This is a genomic window from Enterobacter sp. A8, from assembly GCF_004296595.1.
Taxonomy (GTDB): Bacteria; Pseudomonadota; Gammaproteobacteria; order Enterobacterales; family Enterobacteriaceae; genus Enterobacter; species Enterobacter cloacae.
In genome coordinates this window covers 99720-119171 of record NZ_SCMF01000003.1, presented here as the reverse complement: position 1 = coordinate 119171, position 19452 = coordinate 99720, and the positions used below count along the sequence as shown (strand labels likewise).

The window sequence follows — 19452 nt, the reverse complement described above, 5'->3', positions numbered from 1 at the left end:
TTGGATGAACGTCCTGTCCCCCGGCGGCTTAACAAGGCGTCCTGCCTGATAATGGCCCTCCGCGATGCGGAGGGCAAATGGCAACCTTACTCGCCTTGCTGTTCTGCTGCCGGTGCTTCTGGCGCAGCAGCTGGCTGAGACTGCTCGGTTGCTTCTTTAATGCTCAGACGGATACGGCCCTGGCGGTCAACTTCCAGAACTTTAACCGGTACTTCCTGACCCATCTGCAGGTAATCGGTCACTTTCTCAACGCGCTTGTCAGCGATTTGAGAGATGTGTACCAGACCTTCTTTACCGCCACCGATGGCAACGAACGCGCCAAAGTCAACGATACGGGTCACTTTACCATTGTAGATACGGCCCACTTCGATTTCTGCAGTGATTTCTTCGATGCGACGAATCGCGAATTTCGCTTTTTCGCCGTCCGTCGCTGCGATCTTCACCGTACCGTCATCTTCGATTTCAATGGTGGTGCCGGTCTCTTCGGTCAGCGCGCGGATCACGGAACCGCCCTTACCGATAACATCTTTGATCTTGTCTGGATTGATCTTGATGGTGTGAATACGCGGAGCGAATTCGGAGATATCACCGCGTGGCGCGTTGATAGCCTGTTCCATCACGCCCAGGATGTGCAGACGCGCACCTTTTGCCTGGTTCAGAGCAACCTGCATGATCTCTTTGGTGATACCTTCAATTTTGATATCCATCTGCAGTGCAGAGATACCGTCGCGGGAACCCGCTACTTTGAAGTCCATATCGCCCAGGTGGTCTTCGTCGCCCAGAATGTCAGACAGAACAACAAAGTTGTCGCCCTCTTTCACCAGACCCATTGCGATACCCGCAACGGCGGCTTTGATTGGCACGCCTGCATCCATCAGCGCCAGAGAGGCACCACACACGGAAGCCATGGAAGAAGAACCGTTGGATTCGGTGATTTCAGAAACCACACGAACGGTGTACGGGAATTTGTCTGCGTCTGGCATCACTGCCAGCACGCCGCGCTTCGCCAGACGACCGTGACCAATTTCACGACGCTTAGGCGAACCCACCATACCGGTTTCCCCTACGGAGTACGGAGGGAAGTTATAGTGGAACAGGAAGCTGTCAGTGCGCTCGCCCATCAGCTCGTCGATGATCTGTGCGTCACGTGCAGTACCCAGGGTCGCGGTAACCAGCGCCTGCGTTTCGCCACGGGTGAACAGCGCAGAACCGTGAGTACGTGGCAGTACGCCAGTACGCACGTCCAGACCACGGATCATGTCTTTTTCACGGCCATCGATACGCGGCTCGCCAGCCAGTACGCGGCTACGAACAACGTTTTTCTCGATTGCGTGCAGAATTTCGCTCAGCTCGTTAGCGTCCAGCGTTTCGTCTTCAGCAACCAGCGTGGCGATGGTTTCGTCTTTGATCACGTCAACCTGAGCATAACGCTCCTGCTTGTCGGTGATACGGTACGCATCGCTCAGACGCGCTTCAGCCAGTGCAGCAACGCGTGCGTTCAGCGCGTCGTTAGCGGCTTCAGGCTGCCAGTCCCAACGTGGTTTACCGGCTTCTTTCACCAGCTCGTTGATGTTCTGGATAACAACCTGCTGTTGGTCGTGGCCGAAGACCACAGCGCCCAGCATCTGGTCTTCGCTCAGCAGCTCTGCTTCAGACTCAACCATCAGAACGGCGGCTTCCGTACCGGCAACAACCAGGTCCAGCTTACTTTCTTTCAGCTCTTCCTGAGTCGGGTTCAGCACGTACTGGTCGTTAATGTAACCAACGCGCGCGGCACCGATAGGACCATTGAATGGAATACCGGACAGAGACAGCGCAGCGGAGGCACCGATCATCGCAACGATATCCGGGTTAACCTGTGGGTTAACGGAAACCACGGTTGCGATAACCTGCACTTCGTTTACGAAGCCTTCCGGGAACAGCGGACGAACCGGGCGGTCAATCAGACGCGCGATCAGGGTTTCGCCTTCGCTTGGGCGGCCTTCACGACGGAAGAAGCCACCCGGGATTTTACCGGCAGCGTAAGTACGCTCCTGGTAGTTAACGGTCAGTGGGAAGAAGTCCTGACCTGGTTTAGCTTTTTTCTGGCCAACAACGGTCACGAATACCGCGGTGTCATCCATGCTTACCATAACGGCAGCAGTAGCCTGACGTGCCATCATGCCGGTTTCCAGCGTGACGGTATGCTGACCATACTGGAATTTACGAACGATCGGATTCAGCAAAATTCTGTCCTTTCTTAAATGTTTGACAGCACACCACCGGTGTGCTGACGATTTAACCCGACCTTCTTCGCATCCTCGCGACTAATGACAACCAACACCCCCATGGGTGAAGCCTCTCATTAGCCGCGCGAACCTCTGCAAGGAAGATCATTTATAGCAACAATACAATAGTTTCCAGTGAATTGCTGCGGTCCGGTTGAAAAAAGGGGCCATCAGGCCCCCTTTTCTGAAACTCGCAAGACTTAGCGACGCAGACCCAGACGCTCGATCAGCGCGGAGTAACGTGCAACATCTTTACGTTTCAGGTAGTCGAGCAGTTTACGACGCTGAGAAACCATACGCAGCAGACCACGACGGCTGTGGTGATCTTTTTTGTGCTCTGCAAAGTGACCCTGCAGGTGGTTAATCTGTGCAGTCAGCAGTGCAACCTGAACTTCGGTAGAACCGCTGTCGTTAGTACCACGACCAAACTCAGAAACGATTTTAGCTTTAGCTTCAACGCTTAGAGACATTTTCAAACTCCAAAGTATAAAGAATGTAAGGATGCCGATCTCTAATTCAGCAATCCCCGTATACGCCCCGCAAAATTGTTAAACAATTTGCCGGACGTTAAGCCGCGATATTCTACTCGCCTCACCGGTTTACCGCAAGGTGAGCTGATATCGCCGTCAGCCTTCGACCGGGTATTCCACCACCAGACGGCGGGGCGCAACGCGTCCTTCACCGTCCATTTCACCCATGCCGATAAACTTACTGTCATCCCCTTCGGTCACGCGTACCAGGCCTTCCAGCGGTGCATTCGTGGTCCGAACCGGGTTTCCGTTCTTAAAGTAAACGGACGATGTTAAAGGAAGATTAACAACCGGGAAGTCGGCCGCCGGGCTGTCCATCGGCATCAGCAGCGGGTCAAGCAAATCTGCCGCGGCAACACCCTGCGCTTGCGCCTGTTCAACCAGCGCGTGCAGATACTCAAGGGTCACCATCCGCTCAACCGGATATTTACTGACTGCCAGGCGACGCAGGTAGATAACATGCGCACCGCAGCCCAGCTTCTCGCCCAGGTCATCGATAATGGTGCGAATATAGGTGCCTTTCGAACAGTGCACTTCCAGCTCCAGTTCGTCACCCTCGTGGCGAATAAAGAGCAGTTCATACACGGTGATCGGGCGGGCTTCACGCGGCACTTCAATACCCTGGCGCGCATATTCGTAGAGCTTTTTACCCTGATATTTCAGTGCAGAATACATCGACGGCACCTGCAGCGTATCGCCACGGAAGCTCTCCAGCGCCGCATCCAGTTGCTCTGCGCTAAACGTCACAGGACGCTCTGCCACCACCTGACCATCGGCATCGGAGGTGTCCGTGCGCTGGCCCAGCCTGGCGATAACGCGATAACGCTTATCGGAATCCAGCAGGTACTGAGAAAACTTTGTTGCCTCCCCCAGGCAGATGGGCAGCATGCCCGTCGCCAGGGGGTCCAGCGCGCCTGTATGGCCCGCACGGTTGGCATTATAAATACGCTTCACTTTTTGCAGCACGTCGTTGCTGGATGCGCCCTGGGGTTTATCCAGCAGCAGCACACCATGCACGTCGCGGCCACGACGACGAGGACGACTCATCAGTCCTCCTTGCTGTCGTCCGCCGGGTTAACACGACGTTCGTCGTCATGTTTCACCACGCTGGTCACCAGGTTGGACATACGCATACCTTCGACCAGGGAGTTGTCGTAGAAGAAGGTCAGCTCAGGCACGATACGCAGGCGCATCGCTTTGCCGAGCAGAGAGCGGATGAAACCAGAGGCTTCCTGCAGCGCTTTAATGCCATTTTTCACTGCTGCTTCGTCCTGATCGTTCAGGAACGTCACGAACACTTTGGCATACGCGAGGTCACGGGACATCTCCACGCCGGACACGGTGGTCATCATGCCCACACGCGGATCTTTAATTTCGCGTTGCAGAATGAGCGCGATCTCTTTCTGCATTTCCTGCGCTACGCGCTGCGGGCGACCAAATTCTTTCGCCATAATAAATTCTCCAGACAAAAAAGGGGCTAAAGCCCCTTTTTAAAATTATTGCCGGGTGGCACGAGGCGATCCCGGCCGACATATGGACCTATCCCAACAGGATTAGTCGATGCTGCGTTGGATCTCGATGATTTCGAACACTTCGATCATATCGCCAACGCGAACGTCGTTGTAGTTCTTCACGCCGATACCACATTCCATGCCGTTACGGACTTCGTTAACGTCATCTTTGAAGCGGCGCAGGGATTCCAGCTCGCCTTCGTAGATAACCACGTTGTCACGCAGTACGCGGATTGGGTTGTGACGCTTGATGGTACCTTCGGTAACCATACAGCCCGCGATCGCACCGAATTTCGGCGATTTGAACACATCGCGCACTTCAGCCAGACCGATGATCTGCTGTTTCAGCTCTGGAGACAGCATACCGCTCATCGCTGCTTTCACTTCGTCGATCAGGTTATAGATGACGGAGTAGTAACGCAGATCCAGGCTTTCTGCTTCGATCACGCGGCGAGCAGACGCATCAGCACGCACGTTGAAGCCAACCAGAATGGCGTTAGAGGCAGCCGCCAGGGTTGCGTCGGTTTCGGTGATACCACCTACGCCAGAACCGATGATCTTCACTTTAACTTCGTCAGTAGACAGTTTCAGCAAGGAGTCGGAAATCGCTTCCACAGAACCCTGAACGTCAGCTTTCAGTACGACGTTCACTTCGTGAACTTCGCCTTCAGCCATGTTCGCGAACATGTTCTCGAGTTTAGATTTCTGCTGACGAGCCAGTTTAACTTCACGGAATTTGCCCTGACGGTACAGTGCAACTTCACGCGCTTTCTTCTCGTCACGCACAACGGTCACTTCGTCACCGGCAGCCGGCACACCGGACAGACCGAGGATTTCCACTGGAATGGACGGACCTGCTTCCAGCACTTCCTGACCCAGTTCGTTACGCATCGCACGAACACGACCGTATTCGAAACCACACAGGACGATATCGCCTTTATGCAGTGTACCTTCGCGAACCAGAACGGTAGCCACCGGGCCACGGCCTTTATCCAGGAAGGATTCGATGACCGCGCCGCTCGCCATACCGTTACGGATCGCTTTCAGCTCCAGAACTTCAGCCTGCAGCAGGATCGCGTCCAGCAGCTCGTCGATACCAGTACCTGCTTTCGCAGACACGTGTACGAACTGGCTTTCACCGCCCCACTCTTCTGGCAGGATGCCGTACTGGGACAGTTCGTTTTTAACACGATCTGGATCCGCTTCTGGCTTATCGATCTTGTTCACTGCAACCACAACCGGCACACCCGCCGCTTTCGCGTGCTGGATAGCTTCGATGGTCTGTGGCATGACGCCATCGTCTGCAGCAACAACCAGAACAACGATATCTGTCGCCTGAGCACCACGAGCACGCATTGAGGTAAACGCGGCGTGGCCTGGGGTATCCAGGAAGGTGATCATACCGTTGTCGGTTTCTACGTGATATGCACCGATGTGCTGGGTAATACCACCCGCTTCACCGGAAGCCACTTTCGTAGAACGAATGTAGTCGAGCAGAGAGGTTTTACCGTGGTCAACGTGACCCATGATGGTCACAACTGGCGCACGCGGTTCTGCCGCAGCACCGGTATCACGGTCGCTCATTACTGCTTCTTCCAGCTCGTTTTCACGACGCAGGATAACTTTGTGGCCCATCTCTTCGGCAACCAGCTGTGCGGTTTCCTGGTCGATCACCTGGTTGATGGTCGCCATTGCGCCCAGTTTCATCATCGCTTTGATGACCTGAGAGCCTTTAACCGCCATTTTGTTCGCCAGATCGCCAACGGTGATGGTTTCGCCGATCACAACGTCACGGTTAACGGCCTGAGCTGGCTTCTGGAAGCCCTGCTGCAGGGAAGAACCTTTACGCTGTTTGCCGCCTTTACCGCCACGCACGGCTGCACGCGCTTCTTCACGGTCAGCTTTAGACTCGGCGTGTTTGTTGCCTTTTTTCGCCGGACGCGCTGCTTTCGCATTGCGACCACGACCACGGCCGCCTTCTACTTCACGGTCGTTATCATCTTCAGCCTGACGCGCATGCTGAGAAGTGGTCACGTGATAGTCGCTGGTATCTTCAGACTGCTCAGCGGTATCAATACCGTTCTTCTCGTTTTCTTCTGCCATACGGCGCGCTTCTTCAGCCACACGACGCGCTTCTTCTTCAAGCTTGCGGCGTGCTTCTTCTTCGGCTTTACGCTTCAGTTCGGCAGCTTCATTTTCACGACGGGCTTTTTCAGCCTGGGCGGTTTTGGTCATTTCGTCTGTCTGTTGATTGCTCACTTTGTCTTTTTCCGCAGCTTCACGCTTCACTTTTTCACTTGCGTCGCGTTTCGCTTTTTCTGCGGCCTCACGTTCAGCTTTTAATTCTGCCTCACGTTTGGCAGTTGCTTCTGCCTCACGCTGAGCTTGTTCTTCCGCTTCACGCTGTGCCTGCTCTTCCGCGGCAAGGCGCTCTGCCTCTTGCGGATCACGTTTTACAAAGGTGCGCGTCTTGCGGACTTCAATTTGTACCGATTTACTTTTGCCACCGGTACCTGGAATATTCAACGTGCTGCGCGTTTTGCGCTGCAGCGTCAGCTTGTCAGGCGCAGAGCCGTGTTCACGGTTGAGGTGCGCTAACAAGGTTTGTTTTTCGTTTGCCGTCACTGAGTCATCAGCGGTCTTCGGGATCCCTGCATCAGCAAATTGCTGTACCAGGCGGTCCACGGAGGTCTGAATCTCAGCAGCCAGCGATTTTACAGTTACATCAGTCATGCTGTTCCTTCCTGCTACAGTTTATTACGCTTCGTCGCCGAACCAGCAAATATTACGTGCGGCCATGATGAGTTCGCCGGCTTTCTCGTCGGTTAAACCTTCGATATCAGCCAGGTCATCAACGCCTTGCTCAGCGAGATCTTCCAGCGTACAAACACCACGGGCAGCCAGCTTGAACGCAATCGCACGATCAAGACCTTCCAGATTCAGCAGGTCATCAGCCGGCTTTTTATCGCCAAGGCTTTCTTCCTGAGCCAGTGCCAGGGTGGTCAGTGCGTTTTTAGCGCGTTCACGCAGGGCTTCAACGGTTGGTTCATCCAGACCGTCAATTTCCAGCAGCTCTTTCATTGGCACATAGGCCAGTTCTTCCAGCGTAGAGAAACCTTCTTCTACCAGAACCGTGGCGAACTCTTCGTCAATGTCCAGGTATTTCGTGAAGGTATCGATCGCCGCATGGGCTTCAGCCTGATGCTTGGCCTGCAGGTCATCAACGGTCATCACGTTGAGTTCCCAGCCGCTCAGCTGTGACGCCAGGCGTACGTTCTGACCGTTACGGCCGATTGCCTGCGCCAGGTTACCCGCTTCAACAGCGATATCCATGGTGTGTTTGTCTTCGTCAACAACGATAGACGCCACATCCGCCGGAGCCATTGCGTTGATCACGAACTGCGCCGGGTTGTCATCCCACAGAACGATATCGATACGTTCGCCGCCCAGCTCGGTAGAGACCGCCTGAACACGCGCACCACGCATACCGACGCAAGCACCGACCGGGTCGATACGCTTGTCGTTGGTTTTCACCGCAATTTTCGCACGGGAGCCCGGATCGCGAGCCGCCGCTTTAATTTCGATAACTTCTTCACCGATTTCCGGCACTTCGATACGGAACAGTTCAACCAGCATTTCTGGTTTAGAACGGGTCACGAACAGCTGTGCACCACGCGCTTCAGGGCGAACGGCATACAGCACACCACGGATACGGTCGCCAGGGCGGAAGTTTTCACGCGGCAGCATGTCTTCACGGAGAATCACAGCTTCAGCGTTGCCCGGCATCCCTTCGGATTTGATCTCCAGAGAGATGTTGTCGCGGTTCACTTTCTTCACCACGCCAGTGATGATTTCGCCTTCCTGATCGCGGAACTGATCGACAACCAGCGCACGCTCGGCTTCGCGAACTTTCTGCACGATAACCTGTTTTGCGGTCTGGGTGGTGATACGGTCGAAGGTCACAGATTCAATCTGATCTTCAACATAGTCACCAACGTTCAGGCTTTCGTCTTCAAAACGCGCCGCTTCCAGGGTGATCTCTTTGGTTGGCTGGGTCACTTCTTCAACGATTACCCAACGACGGAATGTATCGAAGTCACCGCTTTTACGATCGATTTCTACGCGAACATCGATCTCTTGTTCGTATTTTTTCTTGGTTGCTGTAGCCAGTGCACTTTCCAGCGCTTCGAAAATCTTTTCACGCGGCAGTGATTTCTCGTTGGAGACGGCTTCAACAACAGCCAAAATTTCTTTGTTCATCGCGGGCTTTTCACCTCAATCCAGACTGTTAAAAGTGGGGAACCAGGTTCGCCTTCTGGATATTACTCAGCGCGAACACTTCATCTTTGCCTTCGACTGTTACCGTGATCATTTCACCATCAACGGCTTTGATAATTCCCTGCCATTTACGGCGGTTCTGTACGGCCATACGCAGAACGAGAGCCACTTCTTCACCGGTAAAGCGCACATAGTGCTCGGCCGTGAACATCGGGCGATCGAGGCCAGGTGAGGAAACTTCCAGGTTGTACGCAACGGTAATTGGGTCTTCAACATCAAGAACCGCACTCACCTGGTGGCTAACATCAGCACAATCATCAACATTGATGCCATCTTCACTATCAATATAGATGCGCAGCGTCGATGTGCGGCCGCGAACGAATTCGATGCCGACCAGTTCGTAGCCCAGTGCTTCGACCGGTGCAGTAATCATCTCTGTTAATTTTTGCTCTAATGTGGACAAGCCCACCCCCAAGACATAAAAAAAGGGCGTAAAGCCCAGTTATTCTGTAGTCAGATAACAAAAAACCCCGATAAATCGGGGCTTTAGATAACTGAACCCTATAGCCACAACTGTGGCCTGGAGCACTCTCCGAAAGAATTTTTTCAAATCCAGCTACGAAGGCTCTGAGTCTTCACAGTATATTTGAAAAATGACTTTATGGGAAAGTGGTTGCGGGGGCCGGATTTGAACCGACGACCTTCGGGTTATGAGCCCGACGAGCTACCAGGCTGCTCCACCCCGCGCCTGAAACGTGGCAAATTCTACGCGTTTTGGACAGAATTTGCAAATAATGCTGGGATTTGGTACCGAAGACGGGACGTAAAACCGGCGTTTAGTATATTGATAGTGAGCCCCATCTGTCAACTCAGTTTCCGCCAGGGCATACGGAGGGAAATTTTTACAAAAAACGCACGAGTCTCTTCCGGTCATCGACAAAAGATGATTAAATGAATACTCACTTATTTTGCATAAAAATGCATCGAGAGCGAAAGCGGTCTCTAATCAGTCAATCACGCAGGGTTTTATTTTATGACGACGATTCTCAAGCATCTTCCGGTAGGACAACGTATTGGCATCGCTTTTTCAGGCGGCCTGGATACCAGCGCTGCACTGCTGTGGATGCGCCAAAAGGGAGCGGTTCCGTATGCATATACTGCGAACCTGGGTCAGCCGGATGAGGACGACTATGATGCCATTCCTCGTCGTGCTAAAGAGTATGGCGCAGAGAACGCACGTCTGATTGATTGTCGTAAGCAGCTGGTCGCCGAAGGTATTGCCGCTATCCAGTGTGGCGCGTTCCATAATACCACTGGCGGTCTGACCTATTTCAACACCACCCCACTGGGCCGTGCCGTGACCGGCACCATGCTGGTTGCCGCCATGAAAGAAGATGGCGTGAACATCTGGGGTGACGGCAGTACCTATAAAGGCAACGACATTGAACGTTTCTATCGTTATGGCCTGCTGACCAACGCCGAGCTGCAGATTTACAAACCGTGGCTGGACACCGATTTTATCGATGAGCTGGGCGGCCGTCATGAAATGTCTGAATTTATGATCGCCTGCGGCTTCGACTATAAAATGTCCGTCGAAAAAGCCTACTCCACTGACTCCAACATGCTGGGCGCAACGCACGAAGCAAAAGATCTGGAGTTCCTGAACTCCAGCGTGAAAATCGTTAACCCAATCATGGGCGTGAAATTCTGGGATGAAAGCGTCACAATCCCGGCAGAAGAAGTAACCGTGCGTTTCGAGCGTGGCCACCCGGTAGCCCTGAACGGCAAGACCTTCTCTGATGATGTGGAACTGATGCTGGAAGCGAACCGCATCGGCGGTCGTCACGGCCTGGGTATGAGCGATCAGATCGAAAACCGTATCATCGAAGCGAAAAGCCGTGGCATCTATGAAGCCCCGGGGATGGCGCTGCTGCACATTGCCTATGAGCGTCTGCTGACCGGCATTCACAACGAAGATACCATCGAGCAGTATCACTCCCATGGCCGTCAGTTGGGTAAACTGCTGTATCAGGGCCGCTGGTTCGATCCACAGGCACTGATGCTGCGTGATGCCCTGCAGCGTTGGGTGGCAAGCGCTATCACTGGCGAAGTCACTCTTGAACTGCGTCGCGGGAATGATTACTCCATTCTGAACACTGTGTCTGACAACCTGACCTACAAAGCAGAACGTCTGACCATGGAAAAAGGTGAATCCGTATTCTCGCCTGATGACCGTATCGGTCAGTTGACCATGCGTAATCTGGATATCACCGATACACGTGAGAAGCTGTTCAACTACGTTGAGAATGGCCTGCTGTCAGCCAGTTCCGGCAACGGCCTGCCGCAGGTTGAAAACCTGGAGCACAGCGATAAGAAGTAATCGAGAGAAGACATCCAAAAGGCGCCCAACAGGCGCCTTTTTTGTAGCCTTAGTAGGCCCGGTAAGCGCAGCGCCACCGGGCAATGGCGGGTGGCGCTGCGCTTACCCGCCCTACAAAAGATCAGATCCACAGAATACAGACGAAAAAAAAGACGTCGAAAGACGTCTTTTTTCTGGAATATTGGTACCGAGGATGGGACTCGAACCCACAAGCCCGTTAGGGCACTACCACCTCAAGGTAGCGTGTCTACCAATTCCACCACCTCGGTACGGAATACTTACTGCGGGATATCGCTGGTTGGCTTAGCCGGTGCAGCTGGCTGAGTCTGCTCAGTTTTCGCTGGCGCGCTCAGGTTTTCCCACTCGCTTCCTTTGCTGGTCTTGTTGCTGTTGATATTGCCAAGCACCAGGCTGATGATGAAGAACAGCGTAGCCAGAATCGCTGTGGTACGGGTCATGAAGTTCGCAGAACCACTTGAACCGAACAGCGTACCGGAAGCGCCTGCTCCGAAGGAGGCTCCCATATCAGCGCCTTTACCTTGCTGCAGCATAATCAGCGCTACGAGAGCGATGGCTACAATAAGGAAAATAACTAAAAGAGCTTCGTACATAATCAACCTGTTCCTTGCGGATTTGCCGCATACCAATGCTTCGACCAATTAGCAGGATTTTTGTTTCCCACTGAAGCGGGTGTGAATACTAACCAAAGCGAATGACCTTCGCAAGGGCAATTTTGACGCATTGTATCAACTGCAGAAAAAAACAGCAAAAAGCCATTAAATGCTTAAAACTAAGGCGGCAAGCGCCGCCTTTTTAAACACTTACTGTGAAAAGTTATGCAGCTTTTACAGCATCTGCAATACGGTGCGCAAATTCAGTCACCTGCGCTTCGTCTTCGCCTTCCACCATCACGCGGATCAGCGGTTCAGTACCTGACTTACGCAGCAGGACACGCCCACGGTTGCCAAGCGCAGCTTCAACGTCTGCCATCACCGCTTTGACGTTATCATTTTCCAGCGGATCGCCTTTGCCTGCGGTGAAGCGCACGTTCACAAGGATCTGCGGGAACATTTTCATGCCGCTGCACAGATCGTGCAGGCTCATATGGTTACGTGCCATCGCGGCAACAACCTGAAGCGCTGCCACAATGCCGTCACCGGTGGTGGTTTTGTCGAGCAGGATCACATGGCCGGAGTTTTCAGCGCCAATGCGCCAGCCTTTCTCCTGCAGTTTTTCCAGCACGTAGCGGTCACCCACCTTCGCGCGAACAAACGGGATCCCCAGCTGTTTCAATGCCAGCTCCAGACCCATGTTGCTCATCAGCGTGCCAACCGCACCACCGCGCAGCTGTCCCTGACGCAGACCTTCACGCGCAATAATGTAGAGGATCTGGTCGCCATCGACCTTGTTCCCTTCGTGGTCAACCATGATCACACGGTCGCCGTCGCCGTCCAGGGCAATACCCAGGTCCGCTTTTTCTGCCAGCACGCGTGCCTGCAGGGCACGAACGTCCGTCGCACCAACCTGTTCGTTAATGTTCAGACCATCAGGCTCACAGCCGATGGTGATCACTTTCGCCCCCAGCTCGCGGAAAACATTCGGCGCAATGTGATACGTCGCGCCGTTTGCACAGTCCACCACAATTTTGAGGTGAGCCAGGCTTAGCTCGTTCGGGAAGGTCCCTTTGCAGAATTCAATGTAACGGCCAGCCGCATCAACAATACGGTTTGCTTTGCCCAGCTCAGCGGAATCAACACAGGTGATCTCTTTTTCCATTTCAGCTTCGATCGCCTCTTCCACATCATCCGGCAGCTTGGTGCCATCGATGGAGAAGAACTTGATACCGTTATCATAGAACGGGTTATGTGAGGCTGAAATCACGATGCCGGCTTCCGCGCGGAAGGTACGCGTCAGATAGGCGACAGCAGGTGTTGGCATTGGGCCAGTAAAGGATGCTGAAAGCCCGGCAGCGGCGAGACCGGCTTCCAGTGCGGACTCCAGCATATAGCCGGAAATGCGGGTGTCTTTGCCAATGATGATCTTACGCGAGCCATGACGCGCCAGAACCTTGCCAGCAGCCCAACCAAGCTTAAGCACAAAATCAGGGGTGATTGGAGCATCGCCTACGCGCCCACGGATACCATCGGTACCAAAATATTTACGATTACTCATAGCGTTTCTTTTCCTTCGCTGCCAGTGTGGCTTCCACCACACGCATGGCTTCTACTGTTTCTTTAACATCATGGACACGGATAATATGCGCGCCTTGCATTGCTGCAATCACCGCGCAGGCCAGACTGCCGCTCAGGCGCTCACTCGGCCCGACATTCAGCAACTGCCCAATCATCGACTTTCTCGACATGCCAACCAGCAACGGCAGGCCGAAATGATGAAACTCTGACAGGCGCGCAAGCAACGCATAATTGTGGGAGAGATTTTTACCGAAACCGAACCCCGGGTCGAGCAGCAATTTCTCTTTTGCGATACCTGCACGCTCACAGCGTGCAATATGCTCAATAAAGAAGCGATTCACATCTGCAAAGACATCCTCATACTTAGGCGCATCCTGCATCGTTTTCGGTTTTCCCTGCATATGCATCAGACAAACCGGCAGCCCGGTTTCCGCAGCCGCTTCAATCGCCCCCGGCTCGGTCAGAGAGCGGATATCATTGATGATGTGAGCACCCACTCGCGCCACTTCATGAATCACCTCTGGCTTAGACGTGTCCACGGATATCCACACCTCAAAACGTTGTGCGATGGCTTCAACCACCGGCACCACTCGCGCCAGTTCTTCCTCCACCGAAACCTCTGCCGCCCCCGGACGCGTCGACTCACCGCCAACGTCAATGATGGTAGCGCCCGCGTTGATCATCAGATTGGCGTGCTTAACCGCCTCAATAAGCGTGTTATGCGTACCGCCATCTGAGAAGGAGTCAGGGGTAACATTCAGGATACCCATCACATGCGGATGTGAGAGATCGAGATGCGAGTCCTGGGCGAAAAGTTTCATGGCTAAATCCCTGGTATTAATGTGGTTAAACAGAAAAGAAAAACCCCGGAGCAAGCTCCAGGGTTTGAGGTACAGACACACTCGCCAACAGCAGTGACTTACTTGTCGCCCAACTGTTCTGACATGGTGTTACCCGGGTTCGGCGTACGCGGTTCATCAACCGGACGCGGCGCACGCGGGGTGCCATTGTTGTCAGAATTGTTGGAAGCGCCTGGGTCTTCCCAGCCTGCTGGCGGACGCACTTCGCGGCGAGCCATCAGGTCGTCAATCTGCGGAGCATCGATGGTCTCATATTTCATGAGCGCATCTTTCATCGAATGCAGGATGTCCATATTGTCGTTCAGGATCTGACGTGCGCGACCGTAGTTACGTTCAATCAGCGCTTTCACTTCCTGGTCGATGATACGAGCCGTTTCATCAGACATATGTTTCGCTTTCGCCACAGAACGGCCCAGGAATACTTCGCCCTCTTCCTCTGCATAGAGCAGTGGACCGAGTTTGTCGGAGAAGCCCCACTGAGTCACCATGTTACGCGCCAGGTTTGTCGCCACTTTAATATCGTTGGACGCACCGGTAGAAACATGTTCCGGACCGTAGATAATCTCTTCCGCCAGACGACCGCCGTACAGGGTTGAAATCTGGCTTTCCAGCTTCTGACGGCTGGCGCTGATCGCGTCGCCTTCAGGCAGGAAGAAGGTCACACCCAGCGCACGACCGCGCGGAATGATCGTCACTTTATGCACCGGATCGTGTTCCGGCACAAGGCGACCGATAATCGCGTGGCCCGCTTCGTGGTATGCTGTGGACTCTTTTTGCGCTTCCGTCATCACCATGGAGCGACGTTCCGCACCCATCATGATTTTGTCCTTCGCTTTTTCGAATTCCACCATCGACACTACACGTTTGTTACCGCGAGCGGCAAACAGTGCAGCTTCGTTGACCAGGTTAGCCAGGTCCGCACCGGAGAAGCCCGGAGTACCGCGCGCAATGATTGCCGCGTCGATATCTGGCGCCAGCGGTACGCGACGCATGTGCACTTTCAGAATCTGTTCACGACCACGAACATCCGGCAGACCGACCACAACCTGACGGTCGAAACGGCCTGGACGCAGCAGCGCAGGGTCAAGAACGTCCGGACGGTTAGTTGCCGCGATAACGATAATACCCTCGTTACCTTCGAAGCCGTCCATCTCAACCAGCATCTGGTTCAGGGTCTGCTCACGTTCATCGTGACCACCGCCCAGACCAGCGCCACGCTGGCGGCCTACGGCGTCGATTTCATCGATGAAGATAATGCACGGTGCTGCCTTTTTAGCCTGCTCGAACATGTCACGCACACGAGATGCACCGACACCCACGAACATTTCTACGAAGTCAGAACCTGAAATAGTAAAGAACGGTACCTTCGCTTCACCCGCGATGGCTTTCGCCAGCAGGGTCTTACCGGTACCCGGAGGGCCGACCATCAGGACGCCTTTCGGGATCTTACCGCCCAGCTTCTGGAAACGGCTCGGCTCGCGCAGGTATTCAACCAGTTCACCCACCTCTTCTTTTGCTTCGTCACAACCGGCGACGTCTGCAAACGTGGTTTTGATCTGATCTTCCGTCAACATACGCGCCTTGCTCTTACCGAACGACATGGCACCTTTGCCACCGCCGCCCTGCATCTGGCGCATAAAGAAGATCCAGACGCCGATAAGAAGCAGCATCGGGAACCAGGAGATGAAGATAGAAGCCAGCAGGCTCGGTTCTTCTGGCGGCTCACCTACCACCTTGACGTTTTTAGTCAGAAGGTTATCAAGCAGCTTAGGATCGTTCACCGGGATGTAAGTCGTGTAACGGTTACTATCTTTCTTGGTAACGTTGATCTCACGTCCGTTGATACGCGCTTCGCGAACCTGGTCCTGATTGACCTCCTGCAGGAAGGTAGAATAATCCACCTTGCGGCCATTCGACTCGCTGGGCCCAAAGCTCTGGAATACTGACATCAGCACAACGGCAATGACCAGCCAGAGTATTAGGTTTTTCGCCATGTCACTCAAGGGATTAACCTCATATTACAACTGTGTTAAAAACAGCGTCAGGATACTCTATATCCAGTGTCATTCAAACTTTCGTCTGAAATCTACCGGTTATCATTTTCGCCCGGTCGCTACAATATACACTTCACGGGAACGGGCCCGGGAAGAGTCCGGCTTACGAACTTTAACCTTCGCAAACAGGGAGCGAATTTCCTTAAGATACTCCTCGAAACCTTCGCCCTGAAACACCTTCACAACAAAACTACCACCAGGCGCTAGTACATCACGACACATTTCTAACGCTAGCTCCACCAGATACATGGCGCGGGGGATATCCACCGCCGGTGTTCCACACATATTTGGTGCCATATCCGACATGACAACCTGGACCTTACTGTCACCAACACGATCAAGTAACGCTTTCAGCACTAATTCATCACGAAAGTCGCCCTGAAGGAAGTCGACACCAACGATGGGATCCATTGGTAAAAGATCGCATGCGATGATGCGGCCCGTGCCGCCAATCTGCGTTACCGCATACTGCGACCATCCGCCAGGTGCCGCACCGAGGTCAACCACCGTCATCCCCGGCTTAAAAAGTTTGTCACTTTGCTGTATTTCATCAAGTTTAAACCAGGCACGGGAACGCAACCCCTTTTTCTGTGCCTGTTGAACATATTTATCGCTAAAGTGTTCCTGAAGCCAGCGGCTGGAGCTGGCAGAACGCTTTTTACCTGTCATTTAACATTTCCGTCCTGGTTCATCGTTGCTTGCCTGTGACGTAAATTTCTACGCAGCTATTTGGCGATATAAGGGAGATGGCGGTAGAATGAACCGTTTTCAATCCCAACGTAAGCAAAAATATACGATGAATCTGAGTACTAAACAAAAACAGCACCTTAAAGGTCTGGCACATCCGCTCAAGCCTGTAGTCATGCTTGGCAACAATGGTTTGACCGAAGGGGTGCTTGCCGAGATTGAACAAGCGCTGGAACACCACGAGCTGATCAAGGTGAAAATTGCCTCTGAAGACAGAGACACGAAGAACTTGATCGTGGAAGCCATCGTGCGCGAAACCGGTGCCTGTAACGTGCAGGTCATCGGTAAAACGCTGGTGCTCTATCGCCCAACTAAAGAGCGTAAAATCTCGCTGCCACGCTAAGGATATCCTGAATTAAACACATTTTCTGTGTAAAACGAGGGATTTCTGTCAGCAGGTGAGCAAAATGCCATGCTCCTTGAGTTGATAAAAGGCCGCTATGCGGCCTTTTTCCTTTCTTTACAATGTATCAACATCTTCGTGAAGAGGCGAATTACAGGTACTCAACCTTAATAATTTCGTATTCCACTTCGCCACCCGGGGTACGGATGATCACGACATCGTCCTGCTCTTTGCCAATCAGGCCGCGAGCAATCGGTGAGTTCACTGAAATCAGGTTCTGTTTGAAGTCTGCTTCATCGTCACCCACGATGCGGTAAGTCTGCTCTTCGTCAGTGTCCAGGTTCAGCACGCTAACGGTTGAACCAAAGATCACACGCCCATTGTTTGGCATTTTGGTGATATCGATAACCTGCGCATTGGACAGCTTAGCTTCGATATCTTTAATACGCCCTTCACAGAAACCCTGCTGCTCACGCGCCGCGTGGTATTCAGCGTTCTCTTTCAGGTCGCCATGCTCACGCGCTTCCGCGATAGCGGCGATGATTTCAGGGCGACGAACAGATTTCAGGAAATCCAGCTCTTCGCGCAGTTTTTCGGCACCACGTAAGGTCATCGGAATAGCTTGCATTTGTTATACCTCTTAAACATTCCTGTTGGGAGCAGTGTTCCCTGCTCCGGCCCTCATGAGCGGGCCAGAAGCAAAAAGAAAACCGACCCGGGAGCAACGCCCCAGGTCAGCAGCAATTTTCAATTTGATAAGTATTTTACCGCGAAGTTCACTATGGGTCATCGTTTACTTTGCAGTGCCATGCACCGTAGTATGACGGTTTGTTTTCGGGTTGTTAGCGCGAGATTATGCGATTTTCCAGATTTATCATCGGATTGACTACCAGTATAACGTTCAGCGTTCAGGCCGCGAATGTTGATGAATATATTAATCAGCTCCCTGCCGGGGCCAACCTTGCTCTGATGGTGCAGAAGGTCGGCGCGCAGGCACCTGAGATTGACTACCACAGTCAACAAATGGCGCTGCCTGCCAGTACTCAGAAGGTGATCACTGCGCTCGCTGCCCTGCTTCAGCTTGGTCCTGACTTCCGTTTTACCACGACTCTTGAGACTAAAGGAGAGGTTAAAGACGGTGAGCTGAAAGGCGATCTTATTGCCCGTTTTGGCGGTGATCCCACCTTCAAACGTCAGGATATCCGCAACATGGTGGCGGTGCTGAAAAAATCTGGCGTGCAGAAGATCGATGGCAACGTGTTGATCGACACCTCCATCTTTGCCAGCCACGATAAAGCGCCGGGCTGGCCGTGGAACGACATGACGCAGTGCTTTAGCGCACCGCCATCGGCAGCGATTGTTGATCGTAACTGCTTCTCGATTTCGCTTTACAGCGCGCCAAAACCGGACGATTTAGCGTTTATTCGCGTGGCGTCTTACTACCCGGTCACCATGTTTAGCCAGGTCCGAACGCTGGCAAAAGGCTCCCCGGATGCGCAATATTGCGAACTCGATGTGGTGCCCGGCGACCTTAACCGCTTCACGCTTACCGGTTGCCTGACGCAACGCGCCGATCCCCTCCCGCTGGCCTTCGCCATCCAGGATGGCGCAAGCTACGCGGGCGCAATTCTCAAGGACGAACTGAAACAGGCTGGGATCACCTATACCGGTACCCTGCTCCGCCAGACGCAGGTTAATCAACCCGGCACGGTTGTCGCCAGCAAACAGTCTGCACCGTTGCACGATTTGCTAAGGATCATGCTGAAGAAGTCTGACAATATGATCGCCGACACCGTGTTCCGCATGATTGGTCACGCGCGTTTTGGTGTTCCGGGAACCTGGCGTGCGGGCTCCGACGCCGTGCGTCAGATCCTTCGTCAGCAGGCGGGGATCGATCTGGGCAACACCATCGCTGTCGATGGTTCCGGGTTATCACGTCACAATTTGATCTCCCCGGCGACCATGATGCAAGTGCTTCAGTACATTGCACAACATGACACTGAGCTAAACTTTATTTCGATGCTGCCACTTGCCGGGCATGACGGTTCACTTCAGTACCGGGCCGGTCTTCACGCTGCCGGTGTGGACGGTAAGGTATCAGCCAAAACAGGTTCACTACAGGGTGTTTACAACCTTGCAGGCTTCATCACCACCGCCAGCGGGCAGCGTCTGGCATTCGTGCAGTATCTTTCCGGCTATGCCGTCGAACCGGCCGACCAGCGCAATCGCCGTATCCCGCTGGTGCGCTTCGAAAGCAGGCTTTATAAGGACATCTACCAGAATAACTAGC

General features: G+C 53.4%; 16 protein-coding genes and 2 tRNA genes. 3 read left to right on the top strand and 15 right to left on the bottom strand.

What is annotated here, in order from left to right; all coding sequences use genetic code 11:
* Positions 1 to 86: 86 nt before the first annotated feature.
* From pnp to EQV24_RS12430, 8 genes are all read right to left on the bottom strand, one after another.
* A complete protein-coding gene (gene pnp, locus EQV24_RS12465; RefSeq protein ID WP_013098913.1) occupies positions 87 to 2225 on the bottom strand; it encodes a polyribonucleotide nucleotidyltransferase in 2139 nt (712 codons plus the stop codon).
* Positions 2226 to 2467: 242 nt separating this feature from the next.
* Positions 2468 to 2737 (bottom strand): 30S ribosomal protein S15, encoded by a 270-nt coding sequence (gene rpsO / locus EQV24_RS12460; protein ID WP_013098914.1) that lies wholly within the window; start codon positions 2735 to 2737, stop codon positions 2468 to 2470.
* Between the two features lie 156 nt (positions 2738 to 2893).
* Positions 2894 to 3844: a tRNA pseudouridine(55) synthase TruB gene (gene truB / locus EQV24_RS12455; protein ID WP_129253345.1), complete on the bottom strand. Its 951-nt coding sequence runs from the start codon at positions 3842 to 3844 to the stop codon at positions 2894 to 2896.
* Positions 3844 to 4248, bottom strand: coding sequence for a 30S ribosome-binding factor RbfA (gene rbfA / locus EQV24_RS12450; RefSeq protein WP_003024988.1), 405 nt, complete (start codon positions 4246 to 4248; stop codon positions 3844 to 3846). Before rbfA ends, truB begins: the two co-directional genes overlap by 1 nt.
* Positions 4249 to 4350: 102 nt before the next feature.
* Positions 4351 to 7041, bottom strand: coding sequence for a translation initiation factor IF-2 (gene infB, locus EQV24_RS12445; RefSeq protein ID WP_013098916.1), 2691 nt, complete (start codon positions 7039 to 7041; stop codon positions 4351 to 4353).
* A gap of 24 nt (positions 7042 to 7065) precedes the next feature.
* Positions 7066 to 8568, bottom strand: coding sequence for a transcription termination factor NusA (nusA, locus tag EQV24_RS12440; RefSeq protein WP_013098917.1), 1503 nt, complete (start codon positions 8566 to 8568; stop codon positions 7066 to 7068).
* A gap of 28 nt (positions 8569 to 8596) precedes the next feature.
* Positions 8597 to 9049 (bottom strand): ribosome maturation factor RimP, encoded by a 453-nt coding sequence (gene rimP, locus EQV24_RS12435; RefSeq protein WP_014833432.1) that lies wholly within the window; start codon positions 9047 to 9049, stop codon positions 8597 to 8599.
* Positions 9050 to 9256: 207 nt separating this feature from the next.
* A tRNA-Met gene (locus EQV24_RS12430) sits at positions 9257 to 9333 on the bottom strand.
* 286 nt (positions 9334 to 9619) lie between these two features.
* Here EQV24_RS12430 and argG point away from each other — a divergent pair.
* Complete coding sequence (argG, locus tag EQV24_RS12425; RefSeq protein ID WP_013098918.1) at positions 9620 to 10966, top strand: argininosuccinate synthase; 1347 nt, start codon at positions 9620 to 9622, stop codon at positions 10964 to 10966.
* A 182-nt stretch (positions 10967 to 11148) separates the two neighbouring features.
* On the opposite strand, the gene EQV24_RS12420 is transcribed toward argG, so the two are convergent.
* The 6 genes from EQV24_RS12420 to rlmE form a co-directional block, all read right to left on the bottom strand.
* Positions 11149 to 11235, bottom strand: a tRNA-Leu gene (locus EQV24_RS12420).
* 9 nt (positions 11236 to 11244) lie between these two features.
* Positions 11245 to 11577 (bottom strand): preprotein translocase subunit SecG, encoded by a 333-nt coding sequence (secG, locus tag EQV24_RS12415; RefSeq protein ID WP_003861803.1) that lies wholly within the window; start codon positions 11575 to 11577, stop codon positions 11245 to 11247.
* Between the two features lie 223 nt (positions 11578 to 11800).
* Entirely contained in the window at positions 11801 to 13138 is a 1338-nt protein-coding gene (glmM, locus tag EQV24_RS12410; protein WP_013098919.1) for a phosphoglucosamine mutase, read from the bottom strand.
* Entirely contained in the window at positions 13131 to 13979 is an 849-nt protein-coding gene (gene folP, locus EQV24_RS12405) for a dihydropteroate synthase (protein WP_058651421.1), read from the bottom strand. The genes glmM and folP overlap by 8 nt, the downstream gene beginning before the upstream one ends.
* A 98-nt stretch (positions 13980 to 14077) precedes the next feature.
* Positions 14078 to 16012: an ATP-dependent zinc metalloprotease FtsH gene (gene ftsH / locus EQV24_RS12400; RefSeq protein WP_013098921.1), complete on the bottom strand. Its 1935-nt coding sequence runs from the start codon at positions 16010 to 16012 to the stop codon at positions 14078 to 14080.
* Positions 16013 to 16114: 102 nt separating this feature from the next.
* Positions 16115 to 16741, bottom strand: coding sequence for a 23S rRNA (uridine(2552)-2'-O)-methyltransferase RlmE (rlmE, locus tag EQV24_RS12395; protein WP_003861812.1), 627 nt, complete (start codon positions 16739 to 16741; stop codon positions 16115 to 16117).
* Positions 16742 to 16868: 127 nt separating this feature from the next.
* Between rlmE and yhbY the strand changes: the two genes are divergently transcribed.
* A complete protein-coding gene (yhbY, locus tag EQV24_RS12390) occupies positions 16869 to 17162 on the top strand; it encodes a ribosome assembly RNA-binding protein YhbY (RefSeq protein WP_014833438.1) in 294 nt (97 codons plus the stop codon).
* A 151-nt stretch (positions 17163 to 17313) separates the two neighbouring features.
* On the opposite strand, the gene greA is transcribed toward yhbY, so the two are convergent.
* Entirely contained in the window at positions 17314 to 17790 is a 477-nt protein-coding gene (greA, locus tag EQV24_RS12385) for a transcription elongation factor GreA (protein WP_095428114.1), read from the bottom strand.
* A gap of 227 nt (positions 17791 to 18017) precedes the next feature.
* Here greA and dacB point away from each other — a divergent pair, with 227 nt between their 5' ends.
* Positions 18018 to 19451: a serine-type D-Ala-D-Ala carboxypeptidase gene (gene dacB, locus EQV24_RS12380; RefSeq protein ID WP_045293570.1), complete on the top strand. Its 1434-nt coding sequence runs from the start codon at positions 18018 to 18020 to the stop codon at positions 19449 to 19451.
* Position 19452 lies beyond the last annotated feature (1 nt).

What these genes read in the sequence shown, in the direction of transcription:
- rpsO (WP_013098914.1), bottom strand. Translation starts at nt 2,737, where the DNA reads ATGTCTCTAAGCGTTGAAGCTAAAGCTAAAATCGTTTCTGAGTTTGGT.
- truB (WP_129253345.1), bottom strand. Translation starts at nt 3,844, where the DNA reads ATGAGTCGTCCTCGTCGTCGTGGCCGCGACGTGCATGGTGTGCTGCTG.
- rbfA (WP_003024988.1), bottom strand. Translation starts at nt 4,248, where the DNA reads ATGGCGAAAGAATTTGGTCGCCCGCAGCGCGTAGCGCAGGAAATGCAG.
- infB (WP_013098916.1), bottom strand. Translation starts at nt 7,041, where the DNA reads ATGACTGATGTAACTGTAAAATCGCTGGCTGCTGAGATTCAGACCTCC.
- nusA (WP_013098917.1), bottom strand. Translation starts at nt 8,568, where the DNA reads ATGAACAAAGAAATTTTGGCTGTTGTTGAAGCCGTCTCCAACGAGAAA.
- argG (WP_013098918.1), top strand. Translation starts at nt 9,620, where the DNA reads ATGACGACGATTCTCAAGCATCTTCCGGTAGGACAACGTATTGGCATC.
- secG (WP_003861803.1), bottom strand. Translation starts at nt 11,577, where the DNA reads ATGTACGAAGCTCTTTTAGTTATTTTCCTTATTGTAGCCATCGCTCTC.
- glmM (WP_013098919.1), bottom strand. Translation starts at nt 13,138, where the DNA reads ATGAGTAATCGTAAATATTTTGGTACCGATGGTATCCGTGGGCGCGTA.
- folP (WP_058651421.1), bottom strand. Translation starts at nt 13,979, where the DNA reads ATGAAACTTTTCGCCCAGGACTCGCATCTCGATCTCTCACATCCGCAT.
- ftsH (WP_013098921.1), bottom strand. Translation starts at nt 16,012, where the DNA reads ATGGCGAAAAACCTAATACTCTGGCTGGTCATTGCCGTTGTGCTGATG.
- rlmE (WP_003861812.1), bottom strand. Translation starts at nt 16,741, where the DNA reads ATGACAGGTAAAAAGCGTTCTGCCAGCTCCAGCCGCTGGCTTCAGGAA.
- yhbY (WP_014833438.1), top strand. Translation starts at nt 16,869, where the DNA reads ATGAATCTGAGTACTAAACAAAAACAGCACCTTAAAGGTCTGGCACAT.
- greA (WP_095428114.1), bottom strand. Translation starts at nt 17,790, where the DNA reads ATGCAAGCTATTCCGATGACCTTACGTGGTGCCGAAAAACTGCGCGAA.
- dacB (WP_045293570.1), top strand. Translation starts at nt 18,018, where the DNA reads ATGCGATTTTCCAGATTTATCATCGGATTGACTACCAGTATAACGTTC.